A 20032-nucleotide genomic window follows, 5' to 3' on the forward strand; every position below is an offset into this window, starting at 1 on the left:
AATGGTACATCCATTGAGTTAGCCTTTTTCATCTTTACTTTTATTCTGCCTTCATAGAGAATGTTACGATTGGTGTTTTACCTGCAGTGACTTCAGTGACTTGTTCCAAATTCATCGACTTAACTTGATCGGCATTCGTAATAACAATTGGTGTAATGGTGCTAGCAGCTTTTTCTTTTATTAACTCAAGAGAAAACTCAACTAATTTTGTACCAACTTGTACTTTATCTCCCTCTTTAACAAAAACCTCAAAGCCTTCACCTTTCATATTAACTGTCTCTATTCCAATATGAATGAGTACCTCTGCACCACTTAATGAACGTATACCAATGGCATGCTTTGTAGGAAACACTTGTATGATTTCACCTTCTACTGGTGAAACAACTTCTCCATTACTAGGTTCAACTGCAAAACCGTCACCGATCATCTTTTGCGCAAATGTCGGATCAGGTACATCTTCAACTTTTACATATGTACCATTCATTGGCGAATGCAGCACTTCTTCACTCGGTACTTCCTTTTTCTTATCTAGTCCAAATAGTTTTTTTAACATATCCAATCACCTCTACTTGTATATACAACTAAAGAGTAATAGTAAATACTTATTTTGTCAAAGCTTTACTACTCTAGTTCTAATATTTTGTAATGTTCCCTAATCTGTAGAAATAAAAACAATGAAACATATATTGAATATTCATAATTTCCAAACAATTATTAGGCTTACTTTGCAACAATTAACCAAAACACGAATGAAAATGAAAAAAAGCAAAAAAAAGTTCGTTAAATTTATCAAATTGCCTTACATTAAAAAAATGATTGTGCTATAATCACTTCATCAACAGATCAAAAAAATAAACTCGTATAATTGTTGGGAATATGGCCCAAAAGTCTCTACCGAATTGCCGTTAACAATTCGACTACGAGTGAACATATGACATCTAAGCGTAACATTCTATCGTAACTTTTATACCGTTATAATGAATATACGCGTAGTTACGGTTAAACCCGAATGTCAGTATTCACTCGAATAAAGTGGACTGATGTTCGGGTTTTTTATGTATTTGCAGTCGTCATGTTATAAGGAGGATTTTTAAAAATGAAATTACTTAAAGAAGAAATCTTAAGTAAAGGGATCGTTTTATCTGATGGAGTGTTAAAGGTAGACTCATTTTTAAACCATCAAATTAATCCAGTTCTCTCTTTGGAAATGGGTAAAGAATTTGTTAAACGGTTTAAAAGTAAGTCACCAGTTACAAAAGTGTTGACAATCGAGTCCTCTGGTATCGCCCCAGCATTTACTACTGCATTAGAGCTTGGTGTTGAACTTGTATTCGCAAGAAAAAAGAAGTCATTAACGATGAACGATAACGTCTATACAGCTGATGTTTACTCTTTTACTAAACAAGAAACAAATACAATTACCGTTTCAAAAGATTTTATTAAAAAAGATGATCATGTTCTAATCATTGACGATTTCCTTGCAAATGGACAAGCTGCTCTTGGTCTCGCTCAAATTGTAGAACAAGCTGGCGCAACCGTTTCAGGTATTGGAATTGTCATCGAAAAATCCTTTCAACCTGGACGACAAGTGCTTCTAGACGCAGGTTATCAAGTGGAGTCATTAGCAAGAATTGGATCGTTAAAAAACAATGAAGTCCGTTTTGTTGATGAAACGGTCCTAATATAATCAGAGGGAGAATATACGATGTCTACAAAATCAGTCAACTATCCTTGGTATAAGAAAGAAGATACAGATGCATTCTTTTCACTCTTCCAAAACAACTTAGCTAACTTTGTACTTATTACAATCACATTACTTGCAGCAGGTTTTCCTGCAAGTATCGTCTTTGGAAAGGTGATTCCTGGTGCTGCTGTTGCAGTTGTTTTCGGTAACTTATACTATGCATTTTTAGCAAATCGACTAGCTCAAAAAGAGGGAAGAACAGATGTAACAGCATTATCTTATGGAATTAGTACACCTGTTATGGCCGTTTTTCTTTTCGGTATTTTACTACCAACTAATGCGATTACTGGTGATCCTGAACTTGCTTGGAAAATCGCTTTAGCTGCAGCATTTATTAGTGGTTTACTTGAAGTGATCATAAGTTTCTCTGGAAACTGGATTCGTAATAATATTCCTCGCCCTGCAATGCTCGGGGCACTTGCGGGTGTAGCACTAACATTTATTGCTGGTGAAATGTTATTTAGAACATTTCAAATGCCAGTTGTCGGACTTGTTGTTTTAGCTATTATTCTTGTCGGTATCATTGGTAAGCTTTCAATGCCATTTAATATCCCTTCTTCATTATTTGCGATTATTATTGGTACAGTTTTAGCCTTTACACTAGGCTATTCAGACACAAGTAAAATCAGTGAAGGATTGGCAAATATCGGCTTTTACCCAATTTTGCCAACATTAGCACCATTTGAAGGTATCGGATTATTATTTACTACTTTTATAGCACTTTTAGCCGTTATTTTACCAATTACCATTTATAATGCCATTGAAACGATGAATAATGTAGATGCAATGAGTGCTGCAGGAGATAGTTACGATGTTAGGGAATGTCAAGCTGTCGATGGAGCTGGGACAATGCTTGGTGCTCTCTTTGGTGGACCGTTTCCAACAACAGTGTATATCGCAACCGTAGGATCAAAGTGGATGGGTGCTGGTCGTGGCTATAGCATCTTAAATGCTGTCGTATTCTTCTTTGCAGCGATGTTTGGATTAATTGCTGCAATCTCGTCGATTATTCCTGTATCAGCTATTGCTCCTATTCTTGTATTTGTCGGTGTTTCAATGATAGCAACAGCTTATCAGTCCAATGCTTCAAAGTATTATCCAGCAGTTGCGGTTGCTATGTTACCGTACCTTGCCAACTACGTTATGACACGCTTTAACAATGCAGCAGGAGAAGTCGTTGCTAATCTTTCGCAAGGGATTGTACCGCTCGGACAAGGTGCAATGTTCACTGGAATTATCTTAGGGGCTATCACTGTATTCATTATTGATCGAAATTATATTAAAGCAACGATCTTTGCTTTCGTTGCAGCATTATTCTCGTTTGTTGGATTAATGCATGCTCCATCTATAACAATTAATGCAGCTCAAGATTTCACGATAGGTTATATCGCAATTGCTTTGTTCTTTATTTATTGTCATTTCAAAGTTTCAAAGTCAACCATTCAAAGCCAACCAGAGAATGAAAAGAAAGTAGCTTAATAGATCTAAGAGATAGGTTTTTATACCTATCTCTTTTTTATTTTGCTCTTACTGGAAATTCAAACAAACTCCTAATTAATCTACTAACTTTTTAATGTACAAAAGTTATGCAAAAGTTATATAATAAATTATACAAAATTCTAGGCTATGTGCAACATGCGGATGTATTTGAGTCACAGCTTTGTTATCATCGCCAAACTTTAAGATTTTAGGTGGTTAATATGAAGGTACAAGAATTTACTTATAGGATGTTTATTTTTTGGTACGTGATCGGAATTATTTTATTATCACTTGACGTTCTTCCACCTTGGCTTGAATGGGCAAACGCAGTATTTCTAATTCTTGCAGGCATTCTGGGTGGGATCTACTTTATTCTTCAATATGGTGCCCCTTTAGGATGGACGGCAATTCTCGTTATCTTTTTCTTTACCATTCTTGCAGAAAGTCTTGGTGTTGAATATGGGCTATTCTTTGGTGATTACTATTACGAGCCAGATTTTGGTGTTCACCTTTTGAATGTCCCAATTACCATTGGGTTTGCCTGGCTCATGGTTATGGCGACAACACATGTTATTACAAAAGGGATTGTTAAATCACTGCCATACCGCTCGCTCGTTCTGGTTGTCTATCCTATTCTCGGAGCACTAGCAGCCGTCATTATGGATTTAGCTATAGACCCCGTTGCTTACCAAGTGAAGCAGTACTGGATTTGGATGGGGGATGGAGGTTATTACGGTGTTCCTTTTTCAAATTTTGTAGGCTGGTTTATTATTTCTTTTGTTCTCCATGTCTTCTTGTATAGTTTGTTTAACTTAAAACGTGTATGGAATAAAAAATCCATTAAACCGTGGGAATATCGGATGGTTTTACTTTATGCACAAATCATCATCATGTTTGTTGTTATTGCTTCAACTGCAAAGCTTTGGATGGCTGCATTTTTACCATTAATCCTGATGGTAAAATTACTCGTTATCTATTTTCTCACGAGAGGAGCACGCTGGGATGATTAAAGCTAAAAAAAGCCCAGTATTTGAAACGCTATTCCATCAATACAACAAAAACTTATTATCGAAATCATTTTCACAAATCAAGTTACGTAATGATTCAATCTTTAACTCGACAAAACCAACGCTTTTTCTGTTAAATCATAGTTCATGGTGGGATGGACTAATTTCATTTCACTTAGCAAAGACTCTTTTCTCCATAGATAGCTATGCAATGATGGAAGATAAAGGTTTAGTAGCCTACCCTTTCTTTAAAAGACTTGGTGCATTTTCTATTCAACTTCAAAGTGTAAAAGAAATCGTTGCCTCCTTACGTTATGCTGAACAACTATTATCACAAAACAAAGGCGTTTGGATGTTTCCTCAAGGACAGGAAGAACATTTGGAAAAGAGACCTCTTTCATTTAAAAATGGCGCTGCTTATCTTATTGAAAAAGTTCCTACGATCCAAGTTGTGCCAATTACTTATTACTATACGTTTAGCGGTCAACAATTACCTTATTTATATATCCATGTCGGGAGAAACCTCGTTTTCTCTGGCAAAACGAGTTCAAGAAAGCAATTAACAACAATGTTAGAAGCGATTGTCACAAAACAACTTGATCAACAACGACACGACGTTATTCACCATCTAACAGATCAATATAATGTCTTGTTAACGGGTAAACGAACCGTTAATGAATTGTTTCAAGCCTTAAAAAAACGAAAGTGGTGAACATATATGGTTTATTATGCGCTCATCCATCTCATCTTTTTAATATGGACAGTAATTAACTCCATGTTTATGCCAAAACTAAAACAGAATGTACAATTATCCAACTCCGTAATTTCTCTTGTTTCAGTTCTAATTCCATTGCGAAATGAGGAGCGGAATATTAAAAGATTAGTAAAAAGTTTAACATCCATGACTTATCAAAAAGTTGAAGTAATATTTTTAGATGATCAGTCTACTGACAACACGTATAAGCTACTCATGGAACTCACTAAAGAATATAAAAACTTTAAAGTCATTAAAGGTGCCCCTCTAGCCAACGGCTGGGTAGGTAAAGTACATGCTTGTAAACAACTGGGAGAACATGCCAAAGGAGAATACTTGTTATTTCTTGATGCTGATGTTGAAGTGTGTCCTACTATTATTGAGAAGACCATTTCAACTATGGACGTTTATGATGCAGGCTTATTAACGGGGTTTCCTAAATTCCCCAGCTCAACACTATTAAGTAAAATTCTAGTTCCCATGCAACATTATATTGTGTTTTTTCACCTCCCAATATTTATTGCTAATCGTACAACAATACCTTCTTTTACGGCTGCACATGGGGCCTTTATGTGTTTTCGTAAAGAGGTCTACAATAAGATCGGTGGACACAGTTCTGTAGCAGCTTCCATTGTCGAAGATGTTCATTTAGCACGTCATGTAAAACAAAAGGGCTATCGTGTATTACTCGCTAACCTAACCGAAGACGTGTCTTGTTATATGTACGAAACAAACAAAGAAGTTTGGAATGGTTTTTCAAAAAATATTTTCGTTGGGCTAGGTCGTTCTATTCCGCTGGCTTCTACGATCATCATCTTTTATAGTATATTTTTTGTCATGCCTTTTATCTTCGCAATTCTAGGTATTATAACAAACGAATTATTATATTTGCTCCCCTACATGATCATGCTTCTTCACAGGGCGATTGTCGATTGGAAAACCCAACAACGAAACTTGCAGTTTCTTTGGATGCCCGTCTCTGCTATGGTGATAATTATTCTTTTAATCTACTCCGCTATTTTAAGTGTTCAAAAAAAGGGCTATCGCTGGAAAGGACGTAGCTATACATGAAAAAAGTTGTCATTATAGGTGGTGGGTTGGGGGGACTAGCAGCAGCAACCCTTCTAGCTTTCAATGGATACGGAGTCACTCTCTTTGAGAAAAATACACATGTTGGTGGGAAACTTAAACGTATTCAATCTAATGGTTACATATTTGATTTTGGTCCCAATACGATTACAATGCCTTGCGTATTCAGGGGCATCATTGAACAAACTGGCCAGAAGTCAGAAGACTACTTTCAATTTCAAAAGCTTGATATACACACGAACAATCATTTTTCAGATGGGTCAACGTTCTCTTTCTCAACAGATGTAGACTTCATGATTTCACAACTAAACGAAATCGATGTATTTGGAGCTACCCATTATCAAATGTACCTAAAAGAAGTGACCCGTTTATACGAACTCTCACAATCTCATTTTTTACCTAGAACTTTTTCTTCTTTAACTGAATATTTGTCACCAAGTTTAAGCAAAGCGTTCCTTAGTGTACGACCTTTTGAAAATTTAGATCACTTTCACCGTCGATATTTTAAGGATCAGAGGGTACGCCAATCTTTTAATCGTTACGCAACTTACATCGGTTCGTCACCTTACTTAACACCCGCTACTTTTGCAATGATTGCTCATTTAGAACTAATAGAAGGTGTGTACTATACGACTGGAGGAAATGCTAGCATTGCGGAAGGACTTGCAAAACGAGCAAAAGAACTAGGGGTTCATATTCATCTTAATCAAGAAGTTTCAAAAATTAATATAAAAAACCAAGTAGCGACATCTATTAAGTTAACAAACGGGGAGACCATCGAAGCTGATGAGGTCATATTAAATGGAGATTTATTAGCATCAATTCCTGAGCTTATTGATGAAAGCCACCGTCCACGTTTTTCAAATGAAAAGATAAAAAAAGTTGAGCCATCTATTTCAGCCTATGTTCTTCTGGTCGGACTTAACACTCGTATGAAAGACCTCATCCATCATCAAGTGTATTTTAGTCAGAATTACAAAGAAGAATTTAATGAGCTCTCGGTTAAGCGGCAATTACCAAAAGACCCTTCTATTTATATATGTAACTCTTCATATACTGATTTATCAATGTCACCATATGGCGATAACTTATTTATTCTTGTCAATGCACCTCCTTTATCAAGAGACGATGGGACAAATGAAGATTACGAACACTACAAAGAAGTAATATATAAAAAGTTATCTCGAGCTGGATTAAATATTCGCCCTCACATTGAATATGAACAGCTCATTACTCCGCAATCAATAAAACAAGGATACAATGCTTTTCGCGGGGCGTTATACGGGAGAGCATCCAATCGAAAAATGGACGCTTTTTTTAGAACACCTAATCGATCAAGAGATATTGCTAATCTTTATTTTGTTGGGGGCTCCACTCATCCTGGTGGAGGTTCACCTATGGTCGTCATAAGTGGTCAAAATGTTGCGAACTTAATCATTAATTCGCGATAAATAAAGTAACACCCCGTCAATTTCTTACTTGACGGGGTGTTACTTATGCTAATGCTTCTTGTGTTGTCATTATTTGCTTTAGTAAGCGTTTTTTCTCTACATCTATAACATAAGCTCTCATTGTAAAACAATTATACTTATTTTTTCTAACTGAATGTAGGATGTGACGGTAAAAGTATAACGCAGCTTTTACTGGAAACCGTGCATCCATAGGATAGTCGTCTATTGTTTGCAAAGCTAAATCATACAGTTGTTCTGCCCTGTGCGCAATGTCTTCCCATAAATGAATAAAATTATCGTTAATCGTACTTTTTATTAGTTCTTCTCTTGTGTAGTCATGTTTCTCCATTAAATCAGCTGGTATATAAACTCTACCACGCTCTAGATCTTCACCAACATCTCTTAAAATGTTTGTCAACTGCATCGCAAGCCCTAACGATATTGCTCCATTTTTTAAATGTAGTTCATTATTAGGAGCTAAGATCGGTAATAACATTAACCCTACTGAACTTGCGACATGATACGAATACTGCTCTAATTGCTCAAGTGATTGATAGTCATGAATTTCGAAATCCATTTCTTGTCCACGGATCATATCAAAAAAAGGCTCCGTGTCCATCGAATAGCGTTGGAATACATCATTTAGAGCAATCCACATATCATCGTATACTGAAAAGCTACCTTTTAAGAACAACTTAAACTCCGTCTTAAAAGCATGAAGCTCCTCTAACGTACCACCGTTATCAACGATATCATCGACTCGACGACAAAATGCATACACTGCCCATACTGCCTTTCGTTTTTCACTCGGAAGTACATTAAAAGCTTTGGCAAACGAATTTGAGTGTTTTTCTATGACTAATCTACAAGACTCATAGGCTTTTTCTATTTGCTTCATTATTGTTCCTCCTCTCAGTCATGAAGAACGAATAAGTTCTTCATGCAATAAGTGTTCAGCTAGTAATTTTGCACCTTGCATCACGATGGGAATACCTCCACCAGGGTGAACACTTGCACCAACCGCAAACACATTTTCATATGGGGCGACTTTTACTTGTGGGCGGAATACTCCAGATTGCTTAAGAGTTGGAGCAATTCCAAAGCTTCCCCCTTGATATAACCCATCTATAAGTGCATCTTTTGGTGTCCGTACCTTTTTCCAAACAATCGCTTTTCTTAGATTTTCAAACCCTCTATCTTCAACCACAGTAATGATCTTCGCAACATAATCGTCGATGTTATTCCAATCGATGTCTTCATTTGCTGGGACAGGGACAAGGATATATAGAACACCTTTTCCTTCAGGTGCTAACGTTGGATCAATTACAGAAGGGTGGAACGTATAAATGGAAGGTTTTTCTGGTAAACGTTTATGATTAAATACATCATTCATGTGTTCTTCAAAGTTATCTGTCATAAAGTATTGATGAACGGTATTTTTGTCATAGACACGATCTAGTCCTAAATAGATTAATAGACAAGATGAAGAAGAGGTATAAGACTGTTTTTTCTTACGAGATGGAAGGAGCTGCTCCATCATCGGATAGTCACCATTCATGACTACCGAATCAAACGGTAGACCTTCTCCATTAACACTTATACTCCGACAATATCCATTATCAATATTTAATGATTGAACATGATGATTGGTGAAAATTTTAACTCCATTTTGCTTTAACTTCTTTTCCAACAAGGAAACAATGCTTGCATAACCACCCTTTACATACCATACTCCATGAAAATGTTCACTAAAAGGAATTAACGAATAAAGAGCTGGGGATTGAAATGGTGCACCGCCAACATAAAGCGTCTGAAAGGAGAATGCATCCTGTAACTTCGTATGATTATAATAGCTTTTTGCCTGTTTTCGAACGGATTGATAAGCTTTTAACTTCCAAAGTATCGACATATTATTTAATGTCCAAAAGTCTCGTTTATTGATGAAAGGTCTATCTAAAAACGCTCTTTTTCCTTGGTGAAACCTTTCTTCCATATCTGCAAGATACCTTTGAAAGTTCCCTTCTTCACCAGGGAAGTGCTCGTGAATTTCAGCAAGTTGTTTCTCTACATCGCTCCATTTATAAAATTCAAATCCATCTGGATATGAAATTTTATACAAAGGATCACATCGTACCATCTCTAATTCATCTCGGGAAATCCCTACTTCATCTAATACTTGAAAAATCATCTCTGGTAAGAGAACGATTGTTGGCCCTTTATCTATTTTATAGCCTTCGTGTTCAATAAACGCTAACCGGCCTCCAAGCTTTTCTTTCTTCTCGTAGATCGTAACGTCATGGCCAGCTTTACTTAAATAAAGAGCTGTTATCATCCCGCCAACACCGCCCCCAATTATTGCAGTTTTCATTGGGCACCCCTCATTCTTTTACTTTGTTCAAAAATTGGATTTACAGGAACGATCTTATTTTCTTGTAATATACTATTTGCAGTAATTCTTGCTGACTCAAAAATGGTAGGTAAGCCACTTCCTGGATGAGTTCCACCACCTACTAGCCAGCAATTTTTTAACTCTTGGAATTTATTATGCGGACGGAAATACATCATTTGTCTTAAGCGATGCGATAAATTAAACGTTGCTCCTTCATATACAAATATATCTTTCTCCCAATTAAAGGGCGTAATCATTCTCTCTTCTTTTATGTTAGCCTGTAGATCTTTGAATTCAGTACGTGTTTCAATTTGTTCAAGGACAAGTTGACGAAACTCACTTTTTTGGCTCTCCCAATCAATTAAACTAGTATTGTTTGGAACTGGCGCTAGAATATAGAGTGCTGACTTCCCTCCTGGTGCAAGTGTCGGGTCTGTAACACACGCATTTTGAATGTATATTGACGGATGATCTGAGATTACCTTTGTTTTAGTAATTTCTTCTACATTCTTTTTGTAATCATCAGAGAATACAATAGTATGATGCGGTAATTGAAACTCTTTATTCACTCCTAAATACATCATAAAAGTGGAACATGAATAATCTTTTTTCTTTAATTGTTGTTTTGAGTAGGATTTCAACAATTCATCGTCTACTAGATGGTTCATTGCATGAGCAAAATCGGCATTAATAATCACTTCATCACAATGTATTTTGTCTCCATCCTCTAATTCAACACCAGTAATTGCCTTGTCTTTATATATAAGTTTTTTGATACCCACTCCTGTTACTACTTCTCCACCATATTCATGAATAACTTTAGTCATTGCTTTTGGAATTTGATTCAGTCCACCTATTGGATGGAAAACACCATATTTATGTTCCATATACGATAAAATACTAAAAGCTCCAGGGCAGTCCCATGGTGACATTCCTAAGTATTTAGACTGAAATGTAAAGGCTAGCTTTAGTTTTTCATCTGTAAAATAGTCACCAAGTACATCGTATAATGATCGTCCTAAAGAAAGTTGTGGTAAAGCGCGAAGCGTTCTTAGACGGAAATAATCAAATAACGAACTATGGCGATTTTGAAGCATTGGCATAAGTGCATTTAGTTTCTTATCTGATTGTTTCATAAACCGCTCATAGCCCTCTCCGTTACCTGGAAAAATTTCTTCTATTTTTTTTCTTGTTTCATGACTGTTTCTCGAGGGCGAGAAGATAATGTCGGAAAACCTTAGCTCATACATAGGATCTATTTCCTCTAATGATAAATAGTCTTTAAGTTTTTTACCTGCCGCTTCAAAGAGCTCCTCTAAAATGTGAGGCATACTTAAAAAGGTCGGTCCTAAATCAAATGTATAGTCATCTAATTGAAATGAAGATGTTCTTCCTCCTACATAAGGCTGCTTTTCAAACACTGTCACTCTATACCCTTGACTAACGAGAAGCATCGCAGCTGCCAACCCGCCTGGTCCTGCACCAACAACAACAATATGCTTACGAGCCATTTTACACCTCCACTAATAATCACACAAAAGTTATACAATAGTTATACAAATAGTATATGACATAAACAACAATTGTTCAAACTTAAACGCAAAAAAAACTAATCCTTACAAAAAGTTTTTTTACTGAATTTAAATTTGTTTTTATATGTACAAAAAAGAGACGTCTTCTCATAAGACGCCTCTTTTACATTTCTTTTAATGTGCTGGGAAGAAGATCATTTGAATAACGAAAATTACACCAAACACATATAAAATTGGATGAACTTCTTTTCCCTTTCCACTAACTAATTTCATTAATGGATACGTAATAAATCCAATAGCAATTCCTGTTGCAATACTCGATGTAAGTGGCATCGTTAAAATAATTGCGAAAGCAGGGAATGCTTCATCAAATGTCTTCCAATCGATACGAGCTAATCCTTCCATCATAAAGCAACCAACAATAATTAAAACAGGAGCTGTAATCGCGGGTAAAGACGAAATTGCTGCGATAGCTGGAGAAAAGAACATAGCGAGTATGAATAGAACAGCTACTACTACTGAAGTCAAGCCTGTTCTCCCACCTGCTGCTACTCCTGATGACGACTCAATATACGCACTAGATGGACTTGTCCCAAAAGTAGAACCAACTGTTGTTGAAAGTGCATCTGCCATTAAAGCGGATTTAGCTCTTGGGAATTTACCATCCTTCATTAAACCAGCTTGGTCAGCTACCCCTAGCATCGTTCCCGTTGTATCAAAGATAGTCACTAGCAAAAAGGCAAATACAACGGTATACAAGCCATGTGTAAATACGCCAGCGATATCTAAATCAAAAAATACGGGTGCAGGTGGCATCGATACTACTCCATCAAATTTAAGCATTCCAGTAAATAATCCAATAATAGCCGTAATTAACATCCCAATAAAAAGGGCACCATTAACCTTTTTTGCCATTAGAATTAATGTTAAAAAAAGACCAAATATAGCAAGAAGCGTAATTGGCTGATGCAAGTCGCCGAACGTAACCATTGTATCTGGACTGGCTACAACAATTCCAGCCATTTTCAAACCAATAAATGCGATGAATAAACCAATACCTGAAGTAATTCCATATTTAAGCGAGTTTGGAATAGCTCGAATTAACACTTCTCTTAATGAAGAAAAAGTTAATAAAACAAATAAGATACCCGCTAAAAACACGGTTCCAAATACGACTTGATAGGAAACACCATGTGTTGCAACAACACTAGCAAAATATGCATTCATCCCCATTCCAGGTGCGATGGCTATTGGATACTTTGCAAAAATCCCCATATATAATGTCCCAACGACAGCAGCGATAATCGTTGCCATAAATACTTGATCAAATGGAACGCCTGCAGCAGATAAAATTGCAGGGTTTACTACGATGATATAAACCATTGTCAAAAACGTTGTAATACCAGCAATAAGTTCTGTTTTAACTGTTGTCCCACGTTCTTTTAAACTAAAAAACTTTTCCATACTTTAAACCCCCATTATTCAATAACGATTAGAAATGACGAAAAAAAACCCTAACTATAAACGGGTAGTATTTCACACTCCCGCTCGTAGTTAGGACTTTACGGTTCCTTCTAGAGACCCTCAAACCATATCATTGAGGATATACGAACAATTTATTAATAGTTTCTACATTTCATCACCTAGAGAATAATAATACAAACAATATCCCCGTGTCAACCATTAATTGTTCGTGTTTATTTGTGTTGATGTCTTTAAAAAATTAAAAATAATTAACGCGACTATTGATAGTATGCATAAAAGTAAAAAACCAATTCCAAATGCTTGATTTCCACTATTCCAGAATGGTATTTCTATTGTGTTAATAAACTGTGAATCAAGTATTTTTCCCGAAATCGAAACCCCAAAAGCTCCTCCAATAAATTGACAAAGTTGCAAGACACCTATACTAGAAGCAAACTCTTCACTGTTTAAATACAAGGATAAAAAGTTAGGTAACCCCATCGTAATTGAAGAAAAACCAATACTCGAAATAAGGTAAAAAAAGATAACTGTTACAAAAGAAAGATGACTAAATAATGCAAATAAACTTGTTGAAACAAGTAAAAAGCTAATCCCTAGCCCAATGATAAAGGTCGACCCTACCTGGTCCATTAGTCTTCCTATATAAATTGAGAGTATAGCAGATAACATGGCTCCAGGAAATATAATCATCCCAATCATAGCACTAGAGCTATTGAACACCTTTGCTAAAAGTAATGGACTTAAAAACAAAAGAGAAAAATTTGCAAAGAAAATCAGAAAACCAATAAGTACAGTAGAGATAAATACTTTATTAGACAAAAGCTTTGAAGGAATAATCGGGTTCTTTACTTTTTTTATATGAAACCAAAAGATAATAAAAAAGACACTGCCTATTAAGACAACGAAATAGCTTGTAGTAACAAAAATAAGTATAGAAACAACTCCAATAAACAAATAAGCGAGCCCTAAATAATCAATCGGTTTGACTAATGACTGTTCTTTAGGTAGGTTATATAAGTAAATGGGAACTGTTAATACAGCTACTAGGCTAATAACAAATAAAAAAGACCAACCTAAATATTGGGTAATAAAGCCTCCTACTAACGGGCCTAACCCAAATCCTAATGTCGATGCCGCGGATACAACCCCCATCCCGCTTCCACGCCGTTCAACAGGGATATACCTTGAAATTATTACAATACCTAATGCGGCAACACAACAAGCTCCAGAAGCTTGGATCACTCTTGAAAATAACAAAACTGTAAAATCTACCGCCAGTACACCAGCTATCGAGCCCACTCCAAATAAAGAAAGACCTATTGTAAACAACTTAGAAATTGATTTCAGCTGCGAAAGTTTACTATACAAAACTGTTCCAACGGCAAATACGACAGAGTAACTAGTGACAATCCATGATGCTGTTGATGGAGTTAAAGAAAAGTGTACAATTATTTCTGGAATAGCAACATTAAACATCGTTGTGTTCATAACGATTATTAATACATTTATGAATAATCCCACATAAAGTAACTTCTCACTCTTTACCCTAACATCAAGTTTACTTTCAGCAAGCTCCATTTCACACCTCTTTTTTTGAACACGCATTTAATTTTATTAATATATATTATTATCAGATTTTAATGTTTTTCTCAACAAAAAAGTAAACAGGCACTGTTTACTTTACGCAAAATACCTGTCAATGATTTATTAAAATTTTAGTTAAATCATATAATAAAAAACAAGTCAAAGTTGCGAATGGATTTACTCGCAGCCTTGACTTGTTATATTTAAATGTCGAGCTGATTAAGTATGGCTTTCAATTCAATTATTTCTTCTTTTGATAGTGTTAACCCTTTTCCCATCTTTTCATGGTTAGAGTCCCAGTCACGCAAATCATACTTTGCTTCTCGTCCATTCCAACTTACTAAATTTAATTCTTTTTTCCATCCTTTTGCATTTTCAGATAAGACTCCAATACTCTGCTCAATTTCATATTTAATTTCTGCCATTAATTTTCCTCCGAAATAGTTATTTACATTCTACTAGTATGTCAATACATAGTTTATTCATTCAATTTTTGACAAATCTATATTACTAGGTTTACATAAATCATTCAAATATTTTCTTTTTGAGATAAAGGTGAAATTAGGATTGTAGTCTGGTAAACATGAGGGTTCAAAACTACAGAAAAGTATCAGGGGATTAACTTCTTTAATATAAGGGGAGTATTAATATAATTTTGTTTTAATTAGATATAAATTTAGTTTGTCACCTCCTAATTAATAATATATACTAGATAACTTGTAAATAGTTTTAAACCTTTATTAATTTTTTGTTGATACTATTGGTCTATTAGAATTCCTCATATTTTGTACTATAATGTCACTATGTGTATTTTTATTTAGGAAGGTTGGGTACATCATGTTCTGCCACGCATGTGGGAATAAACGTTTAGACAATGAAAGATATTGTCCAAAGTGTGGGACAGCATTTATGGATAGCCTTGACGAAGTGAGTGCAACTACTGAAGAAAGTTCTTACTCAAATACTCTCCCACCTAAAAACCAACGAAGCAAAAAAAAGAAAATACTAACTATTTGGCTACTTCCATTATTAAGTACTCTTGTCATTACTATCGGACTAATTTCATATTACTACTATGAAACATCTATTAATGAACAGATTGTCTATTTAAATAAACAAATTGAATCTAACATTTCTGCTGGTGAATACGAAAAAGCCGAAAAAAGAATAACAGAGGCACTTCAATTAAGAGACGTGGAACTACTCTACGAATATCTTGATGCTGTTCTCTTAGCACAAAACTATGAACAGGAATTACTTGAAATTGATGAATTAATTCAAATGAATAAAGTCATTCAGGCATCTTATCAAATTAAGAATTTAAAAGACCATATGCAGGGGACTAATTATCTTTCCCTGCTTCAACCGATACAACAACAGATGGAGAAAACGGAAATTACCCTAACGGTAGCTGAAGCAAAAATAGAGTTAAATGAACTCGAAACAGTCGAAGAATTAGCACAAAAACTATCGAGCCTTTCTTCATTAAATGACGAAGAAGCAAATAAAATTAAACAGCAAATATTAAATAAAATTGTACAACTCTCATATGAAAAAGCAGAAATGCATTTACAAAAGCATGAGTTTTCCAATGCCCTCTACGCTTTGGAAACAGGGCTTCAATATGCAATCAATGATGAAAAGCTATTATCCTTTATTGATAGAGTCAACGATGAAAAGCTAGCTTTTGAAAAAGCCGAACAAAACCGTCTTGAAGCAGCGATGGTTGCTGCAGCAAAAGAAGATTTAAAAAACAGAACTGAAGCAGTAGAAATTACTTCGATTGAAATTGAACTAGATGAGTTTGGAGATGTGTATTTATTTGGAGATGTCGTTAATAATGGGACAACATCTATATATTCTATTGATATCCACTACTCTATCTTTAACGAAGACGAAGAATTAGTTGGCGAATCGGTAACTTCTGTTTATCCATATTTATTATCACCCGGAGAGACAGGGCGTTTTAGTCATTCTTATTATGGCGTATACGAAGAGTTAAATGTTTCTGTTGACAGTATTACATGGCAGATTGACTAAAGGATGGTTTAACAAATGAACAAGAAATGGCTAGTAAGCATCCTATCAACCATTTTTATTTGGATGCTTGGTGTTGCAGCATTTTTCTTTTTATCTGACTGGGTCCCAGCACAGCTGCATATTGAGTCTTCGGTACTTATTGAGGCAGACACTAGTTTATCAATAATAGAAAACGATGAGAAAAGTGTAAAAGAAATTATACACGAAACTCAAAAGTCAGTTGTAATGATTGAAGTTGAAAAAACAGGCTCCGTCGGTTCAGGTTTCATATACAACGATCAAGGCGATATTATTACAAATGCACACGTTGTAGCGGGGGCAGATGAGGTAAAAGTAAAACTAACCGACACTAGTGAGTATAATGGAACTGTAATCGGCATCAGCACAGACACTGACATCGCTGTCGTACGTGTTTCAGACTTAGAAGAGATTGAACCACTACGACTAGCGAGTACTTCTCCACCGGAATTGGGTGATGAAGTGCTCGCTCTTGGTAGTCCTCTAGGCTTCCAAAATACTGTTACAACTGGAATAATAAGCGGTGTCGATCGCAGCTTTGAAATAAACAACTATCATTATGATAATGCGTATCAATTTTCTGCACCTATTGCACCAGGTAATAGTGGAGGGCCACTTATTTTGATTAGAAGCGGAGAAGTGATCGGTATTAATTCTGCAGCAACAGAGGTTGGAACGATGGGGTTTAGCATTCCCATTATCGATGTTCTCTCACTTGTCACAAGTTGGTCTGAAACACCTATGACAACCTTACCTACAATGGACTATACCGTTAATGAAGATCAAACGGCTTCATCAATAGAAAATTTAGCAACATATCTTGTGCATTACTTCTATGATAGTATAGATCAACAAGATTATGTAACAGCTTATTCATTACTAGGTCATTCATGGCAATTAAACACGAGCTATGAGCAATTTAGAGAAGGATACTTAAATACTCGTTCCGTCATTATTGATGATATTTATACCATTACAAAGGAAGAAGAAATAACTGTTGTTGCAATTATTAGCGCAGAAGAACGCAAGAGTGAAGGAGTAACAACAACTGAGAAATATAAAGTAAACTATGATGTTGGCTATGAGAATGATAATTTAAAGCTGATTAGTGGTACTGGCGAAAAAATAGAATAGCTGGTCTGAAAAAAGAACTTCTTCTTTTACAAAACAAAAACTAGACTATAAATAAAATGAATTGTTTAAACGAAAAACCCCACCTTTTTGAAAAGTGGAGTTCCTCAACAATCTTGGAGTGTCATTGACACTCCTTTCTTTATGGATAAATATAAGGTTCCATTGGTTTTTCAATAATATCTAACTGTTTCACGCGAATGATCGGAACAACTTCATGCCCATGTCTACTCATATCTAGAATTCCCCTTATTGCTACCCAACTTCCTTCAGGGAAACGTATTTCTTTTTCAGTTTCGGCTAAAAATCCAACTACAGTCGCATCTGCAACACAGTGCGTAATTAAAAAACGGCCAATAAACAACTGATTAGGGGATAAACTTTCTTCTTTTAAACCAAACCCCTCTACGATAATTTCCCTACCTACAACCATTTCAACATTTTCAGTAATCGCAAAGTATTTTTTAGCAAAATCTGTTCTTTCCATGACAATTACTTCATTCCTATTTCCGCTCTCTAATAGCTCTGCTTCGGCCTTTTCAATAGGTAAACATATTTCTTCGGAAACATGATCTGAATGAAGATGAAAATGTCCTTCGTGATCATCGTGATGTGTTTCATCACTCAAAGACTGCTGTTGCATAAGCGCACCACGATTTACCGCAATTGAAGCATCTAAAGCATTGGCGGGTAGCAAAATGCCTGTAACTACAGGCAAGAAAATAATACCATAAATCATTCCACTGCGAACTGTTACTCGATTTGAAAATCCATCATCATGATTACAGCCCCATGGTCCACAGTTTTCATGCAGGTCTTCCCCTTTTTTATTACTCCAAATGCGTGGGACTTGAATAAAGAAGAGAAACAAAAACAAAATTGATGCTACTTGGCTAAACGCAATATACTTAGGATTAATATAATGAGCAATTTCCTCAAAATAATGGAGCTTAAATAGAAAGCCTGCAAAACCTAACAAAATAAGTGCTCTTATAGCTTGGTGAATATAAAAATACATAAGTCATACCGCCCTTTATAAAAATGGATGAGCAAGCATTAATACGCCTAACACTGTTACTGTAATGAGTAGCATTAATACGATAACAAAGCGAAAGCGAAATACCGCTAGTAGCATCAAAGAGTTTTTCAAATCAAGCATCGGCCCATAGATGAGAAACCCTAATAAAGAAGTTTGCGGGAATAGATGGCGAAAGGAAGCAGCGATAAAAGCATCAGCTTCAGAACATAAGGATAATAAAAAAGCAAGGCCCATCATGACGATCGTAGACATGAGAATACCTTCACCTAGACCTAATAGTGAAGCTGAAGAGACATATGTTTGGATAAAAGCTGCTAACAGTGCACCAATCATTAAATATTTCCCCATCTCAAAAAACTCATCGACTGAATGGTGACACATCGATTTTAACCGTTCGAACAAAGGTGGCTTCTGACTATTTTCAATTTGTATAGGAACGTGGGACCTTCTAAATTGACTCCCTTTGTAAAGCACACTAATCACCGCGCAGATGATAAGTGCAATCACTAGGCCCAAGCCCATTCGTAATAAAGCAATTCGCAAGTCGTTCCCAAAGGCCATATACGTTGAACCTACAACTATGGGGTTAATTAATGGTCCTGTTAAAAGAAAACCAACCCCAGCAAATATTGGGACACCCTTTGCAACTAAACGACGTACGATTGGAACTATCCCACATTCACACGCTGGAAAAAGAGCACCAATAAAACAACTTGCTACTACCGCAAGAAATCGGTTTTTCGGTATCCACCTGCGAATATGTTCCTCTGTTATAAAGACTTGGATTATTCCAGCAATGAATACACCAATTAAAACGAAGGGTATCGCTTCTATTAATATAGATAAAAATATGGTATTAAATATCAGTAAAGATGCGGGCAAACCTTGTCCTTGTTCAGCCAAAGTAGGGCTATAAAAGATAAAAAGAGATACTAGGCCGATCAAAATAAAACCCGTTATCTCAACCAAATAGGGGTTCGTACCTTTTTGCATAACGTATCCTCCAAATTAATTCATTATTAGAGGTATATGCGGACAAGACTAGAACATTCCTTTAAAAAAGAATAGTTCTGATTTAGACATTATCTATTGTACATATTCATTAGATAACTACTAACACTATTGGGTATGGTCTGTGTTCAAGAGAATTTTCTCTAAATGTGAGAAGGAACTGGATACGGGGAGAACAACCTTAACAAATTAGAAAAAAAGTAGAGGCTGGGACAAAACCCAGTAAATAAAAAATAGAGTGGCATTCACCCTAATGAGGGTGAGTGCCACTCTTTATTT

Annotated in this window: 17 protein-coding genes and 2 riboswitches; of the genes, 8 read left to right on the forward strand and 9 right to left on the reverse strand. The window is 35.8% G+C overall.

Annotated features, from left to right (window positions below; genetic code table 11):
• Positions 1 to 40: 40 nt before the first annotated feature.
• Complete coding sequence (locus GKP30_RS16070; protein ID WP_216830477.1) at positions 41 to 553, reverse strand: PTS sugar transporter subunit IIA; 513 nt, start codon at positions 551 to 553, stop codon at positions 41 to 43.
• 284 nt (positions 554 to 837) lie between these two features.
• A riboswitch (purine riboswitch) is annotated at positions 838 to 940 on the forward strand.
• Between the two features lie 156 nt (positions 941 to 1096).
• On the opposite strand from GKP30_RS16070, the gene GKP30_RS16075 reads away from it, so the two are divergent.
• The 6 genes from GKP30_RS16075 (at position 1097) to GKP30_RS16100 (ending at position 7524) form a co-directional block, all read left to right on the forward strand.
• Positions 1097 to 1687 (forward strand): xanthine phosphoribosyltransferase, encoded by a 591-nt coding sequence (locus GKP30_RS16075; protein ID WP_216830478.1) that lies wholly within the window; start codon positions 1097 to 1099, stop codon positions 1685 to 1687.
• Positions 1688 to 1705: 18 nt separating this feature from the next.
• Positions 1706 to 3223 carry an NCS2 family permease gene (locus tag GKP30_RS16080; RefSeq protein WP_216830479.1) on the forward strand — a complete coding sequence of 506 codons (1518 nt, stop codon included), beginning with the start codon at positions 1706 to 1708 and terminating at the stop codon, positions 3221 to 3223.
• Positions 3224 to 3444: 221 nt separating this feature from the next.
• Positions 3445 to 4233 carry a carotenoid biosynthesis protein gene (locus GKP30_RS16085; protein ID WP_216830480.1) on the forward strand — a complete coding sequence of 263 codons (789 nt, stop codon included), beginning with the start codon at positions 3445 to 3447 and terminating at the stop codon, positions 4231 to 4233.
• Positions 4226 to 4942 (forward strand): lysophospholipid acyltransferase family protein, encoded by a 717-nt coding sequence (locus GKP30_RS16090; protein ID WP_216830481.1) that lies wholly within the window; start codon positions 4226 to 4228, stop codon positions 4940 to 4942. The genes GKP30_RS16085 and GKP30_RS16090 overlap by 8 nt, the downstream gene beginning before the upstream one ends.
• A gap of 6 nt (positions 4943 to 4948) precedes the next feature.
• Positions 4949 to 6055: a glycosyltransferase gene (locus GKP30_RS16095; RefSeq protein WP_216830482.1), complete on the forward strand. Its 1107-nt coding sequence runs from the start codon at positions 4949 to 4951 to the stop codon at positions 6053 to 6055.
• Positions 6052 to 7524: a phytoene desaturase family protein gene (locus GKP30_RS16100; RefSeq protein ID WP_216830483.1), complete on the forward strand. Its 1473-nt coding sequence runs from the start codon at positions 6052 to 6054 to the stop codon at positions 7522 to 7524. The genes GKP30_RS16095 and GKP30_RS16100 overlap by 4 nt, the downstream gene beginning before the upstream one ends.
• A gap of 43 nt (positions 7525 to 7567) precedes the next feature.
• Here the strand turns inward: GKP30_RS16100 and GKP30_RS16105 are convergent, their stop codons facing one another.
• The 6 genes from GKP30_RS16105 to GKP30_RS16130 form a co-directional block, all read right to left on the reverse strand.
• Positions 7568 to 8422: a phytoene/squalene synthase family protein gene (locus GKP30_RS16105; RefSeq protein WP_216830484.1), complete on the reverse strand. Its 855-nt coding sequence runs from the start codon at positions 8420 to 8422 to the stop codon at positions 7568 to 7570.
• 18 nt (positions 8423 to 8440) lie between these two features.
• Positions 8441 to 9892 carry a phytoene desaturase family protein gene (locus tag GKP30_RS16110; RefSeq protein ID WP_216830485.1) on the reverse strand — a complete coding sequence of 484 codons (1452 nt, stop codon included), beginning with the start codon at positions 9890 to 9892 and terminating at the stop codon, positions 8441 to 8443.
• Positions 9889 to 11424, reverse strand: a complete 1536-nt coding sequence (locus tag GKP30_RS16115) for a phytoene desaturase family protein (protein ID WP_216830486.1) — start codon at positions 11422 to 11424, stop codon at positions 9889 to 9891. The genes GKP30_RS16110 and GKP30_RS16115 overlap by 4 nt, the downstream gene beginning before the upstream one ends.
• 195 nt (positions 11425 to 11619) lie before the next feature.
• Positions 11620 to 12909, reverse strand: coding sequence for an NCS2 family permease (locus tag GKP30_RS16120; protein WP_216830487.1), 1290 nt, complete (start codon positions 12907 to 12909; stop codon positions 11620 to 11622).
• A gap of 67 nt (positions 12910 to 12976) precedes the next feature.
• A riboswitch (purine riboswitch) is annotated at positions 12977 to 13076 on the reverse strand.
• 52 nt (positions 13077 to 13128) lie between these two features.
• The gene (locus tag GKP30_RS16125) at positions 13129 to 14508 is read right to left on the reverse strand and encodes an MFS transporter (protein ID WP_216830488.1); all 1380 of its coding nucleotides are present in this window, start codon (positions 14506 to 14508) and stop codon (positions 13129 to 13131) included.
• A 209-nt stretch (positions 14509 to 14717) separates the two neighbouring features.
• Positions 14718 to 14939, reverse strand: a complete 222-nt coding sequence (locus tag GKP30_RS16130; protein ID WP_216830489.1) for a YdbC family protein — start codon at positions 14937 to 14939, stop codon at positions 14718 to 14720.
• Between the two features lie 412 nt (positions 14940 to 15351).
• On the opposite strand from GKP30_RS16130, the gene GKP30_RS16135 reads away from it, so the two are divergent.
• On the forward strand, positions 15352 to 16554 hold the full coding sequence (locus tag GKP30_RS16135) for a zinc-ribbon domain-containing protein (protein ID WP_216830490.1): 1203 nt from the start codon (positions 15352 to 15354) through the stop codon (positions 16552 to 16554).
• 15 nt (positions 16555 to 16569) lie between these two features.
• Positions 16570 to 17706 (forward strand): S1C family serine protease, encoded by a 1137-nt coding sequence (locus GKP30_RS16140; RefSeq protein WP_216830491.1) that lies wholly within the window; start codon positions 16570 to 16572, stop codon positions 17704 to 17706.
• A gap of 139 nt (positions 17707 to 17845) precedes the next feature.
• On the opposite strand, the gene GKP30_RS16145 is transcribed toward GKP30_RS16140, so the two are convergent.
• Both GKP30_RS16145 and GKP30_RS16150 read right to left on the reverse strand, forming a co-directional pair.
• Positions 17846 to 18721 (reverse strand): TIGR03943 family putative permease subunit, encoded by an 876-nt coding sequence (locus tag GKP30_RS16145; RefSeq protein WP_216830492.1) that lies wholly within the window; start codon positions 18719 to 18721, stop codon positions 17846 to 17848.
• Between the two features lie 15 nt (positions 18722 to 18736).
• Positions 18737 to 19735 (reverse strand): permease, encoded by a 999-nt coding sequence (locus GKP30_RS16150; RefSeq protein WP_216830493.1) that lies wholly within the window; start codon positions 19733 to 19735, stop codon positions 18737 to 18739.
• Positions 19736 to 20032 lie beyond the last annotated feature (297 nt).

The sequence above is a fragment of the Alkalihalobacterium elongatum genome, from assembly GCF_019024285.1.
GTDB lineage: Bacteria > Bacillota > Bacilli > Bacillales > Bacillaceae_F > Alkalihalobacterium > Alkalihalobacterium elongatum.

Bases quoted from the DNA above. Each gene is read 5' to 3' on its own strand.
- GKP30_RS16075 (WP_216830478.1), top strand. From the start codon at position 1,097: ATGAAATTACTTAAAGAAGAAATCTTAAGTAAAGGGATCGTTTTATCT.
- GKP30_RS16125 (WP_216830488.1), bottom strand. From the start codon at position 14,508: ATGGAGCTTGCTGAAAGTAAACTTGATGTTAGGGTAAAGAGTGAGAAG.
- GKP30_RS16145 (WP_216830492.1), bottom strand. From the start codon at position 18,721: ATGTATTTTTATATTCACCAAGCTATAAGAGCACTTATTTTGTTAGGT.
- GKP30_RS16150 (WP_216830493.1), bottom strand. From the start codon at position 19,735: ATGCAAAAAGGTACGAACCCCTATTTGGTTGAGATAACGGGTTTTATT.
- GKP30_RS16085 (WP_216830480.1), top strand. From the start codon at position 3,445: ATGAAGGTACAAGAATTTACTTATAGGATGTTTATTTTTTGGTACGTG.
- GKP30_RS16110 (WP_216830485.1), bottom strand. From the start codon at position 9,892: ATGAAAACTGCAATAATTGGGGGCGGTGTTGGCGGGATGATAACAGCT.
- GKP30_RS16130 (WP_216830489.1), bottom strand. From the start codon at position 14,939: ATGGCAGAAATTAAATATGAAATTGAGCAGAGTATTGGAGTCTTATCT.
- GKP30_RS16080 (WP_216830479.1), top strand. From the start codon at position 1,706: ATGTCTACAAAATCAGTCAACTATCCTTGGTATAAGAAAGAAGATACA.
- GKP30_RS16070 (WP_216830477.1), bottom strand. From the start codon at position 553: ATGTTAAAAAAACTATTTGGACTAGATAAGAAAAAGGAAGTACCGAGT.
- GKP30_RS16115 (WP_216830486.1), bottom strand. From the start codon at position 11,424: ATGGCTCGTAAGCATATTGTTGTTGTTGGTGCAGGACCAGGCGGGTTG.
- GKP30_RS16105 (WP_216830484.1), bottom strand. From the start codon at position 8,422: ATGAAGCAAATAGAAAAAGCCTATGAGTCTTGTAGATTAGTCATAGAA.
- GKP30_RS16120 (WP_216830487.1), bottom strand. From the start codon at position 12,909: ATGGAAAAGTTTTTTAGTTTAAAAGAACGTGGGACAACAGTTAAAACA.
- GKP30_RS16100 (WP_216830483.1), top strand. From the start codon at position 6,052: ATGAAAAAAGTTGTCATTATAGGTGGTGGGTTGGGGGGACTAGCAGCA.
- GKP30_RS16135 (WP_216830490.1), top strand. From the start codon at position 15,352: ATGTTCTGCCACGCATGTGGGAATAAACGTTTAGACAATGAAAGATAT.
- GKP30_RS16140 (WP_216830491.1), top strand. From the start codon at position 16,570: ATGAACAAGAAATGGCTAGTAAGCATCCTATCAACCATTTTTATTTGG.
- GKP30_RS16090 (WP_216830481.1), top strand. From the start codon at position 4,226: ATGATTAAAGCTAAAAAAAGCCCAGTATTTGAAACGCTATTCCATCAA.
- GKP30_RS16095 (WP_216830482.1), top strand. From the start codon at position 4,949: ATGGTTTATTATGCGCTCATCCATCTCATCTTTTTAATATGGACAGTA.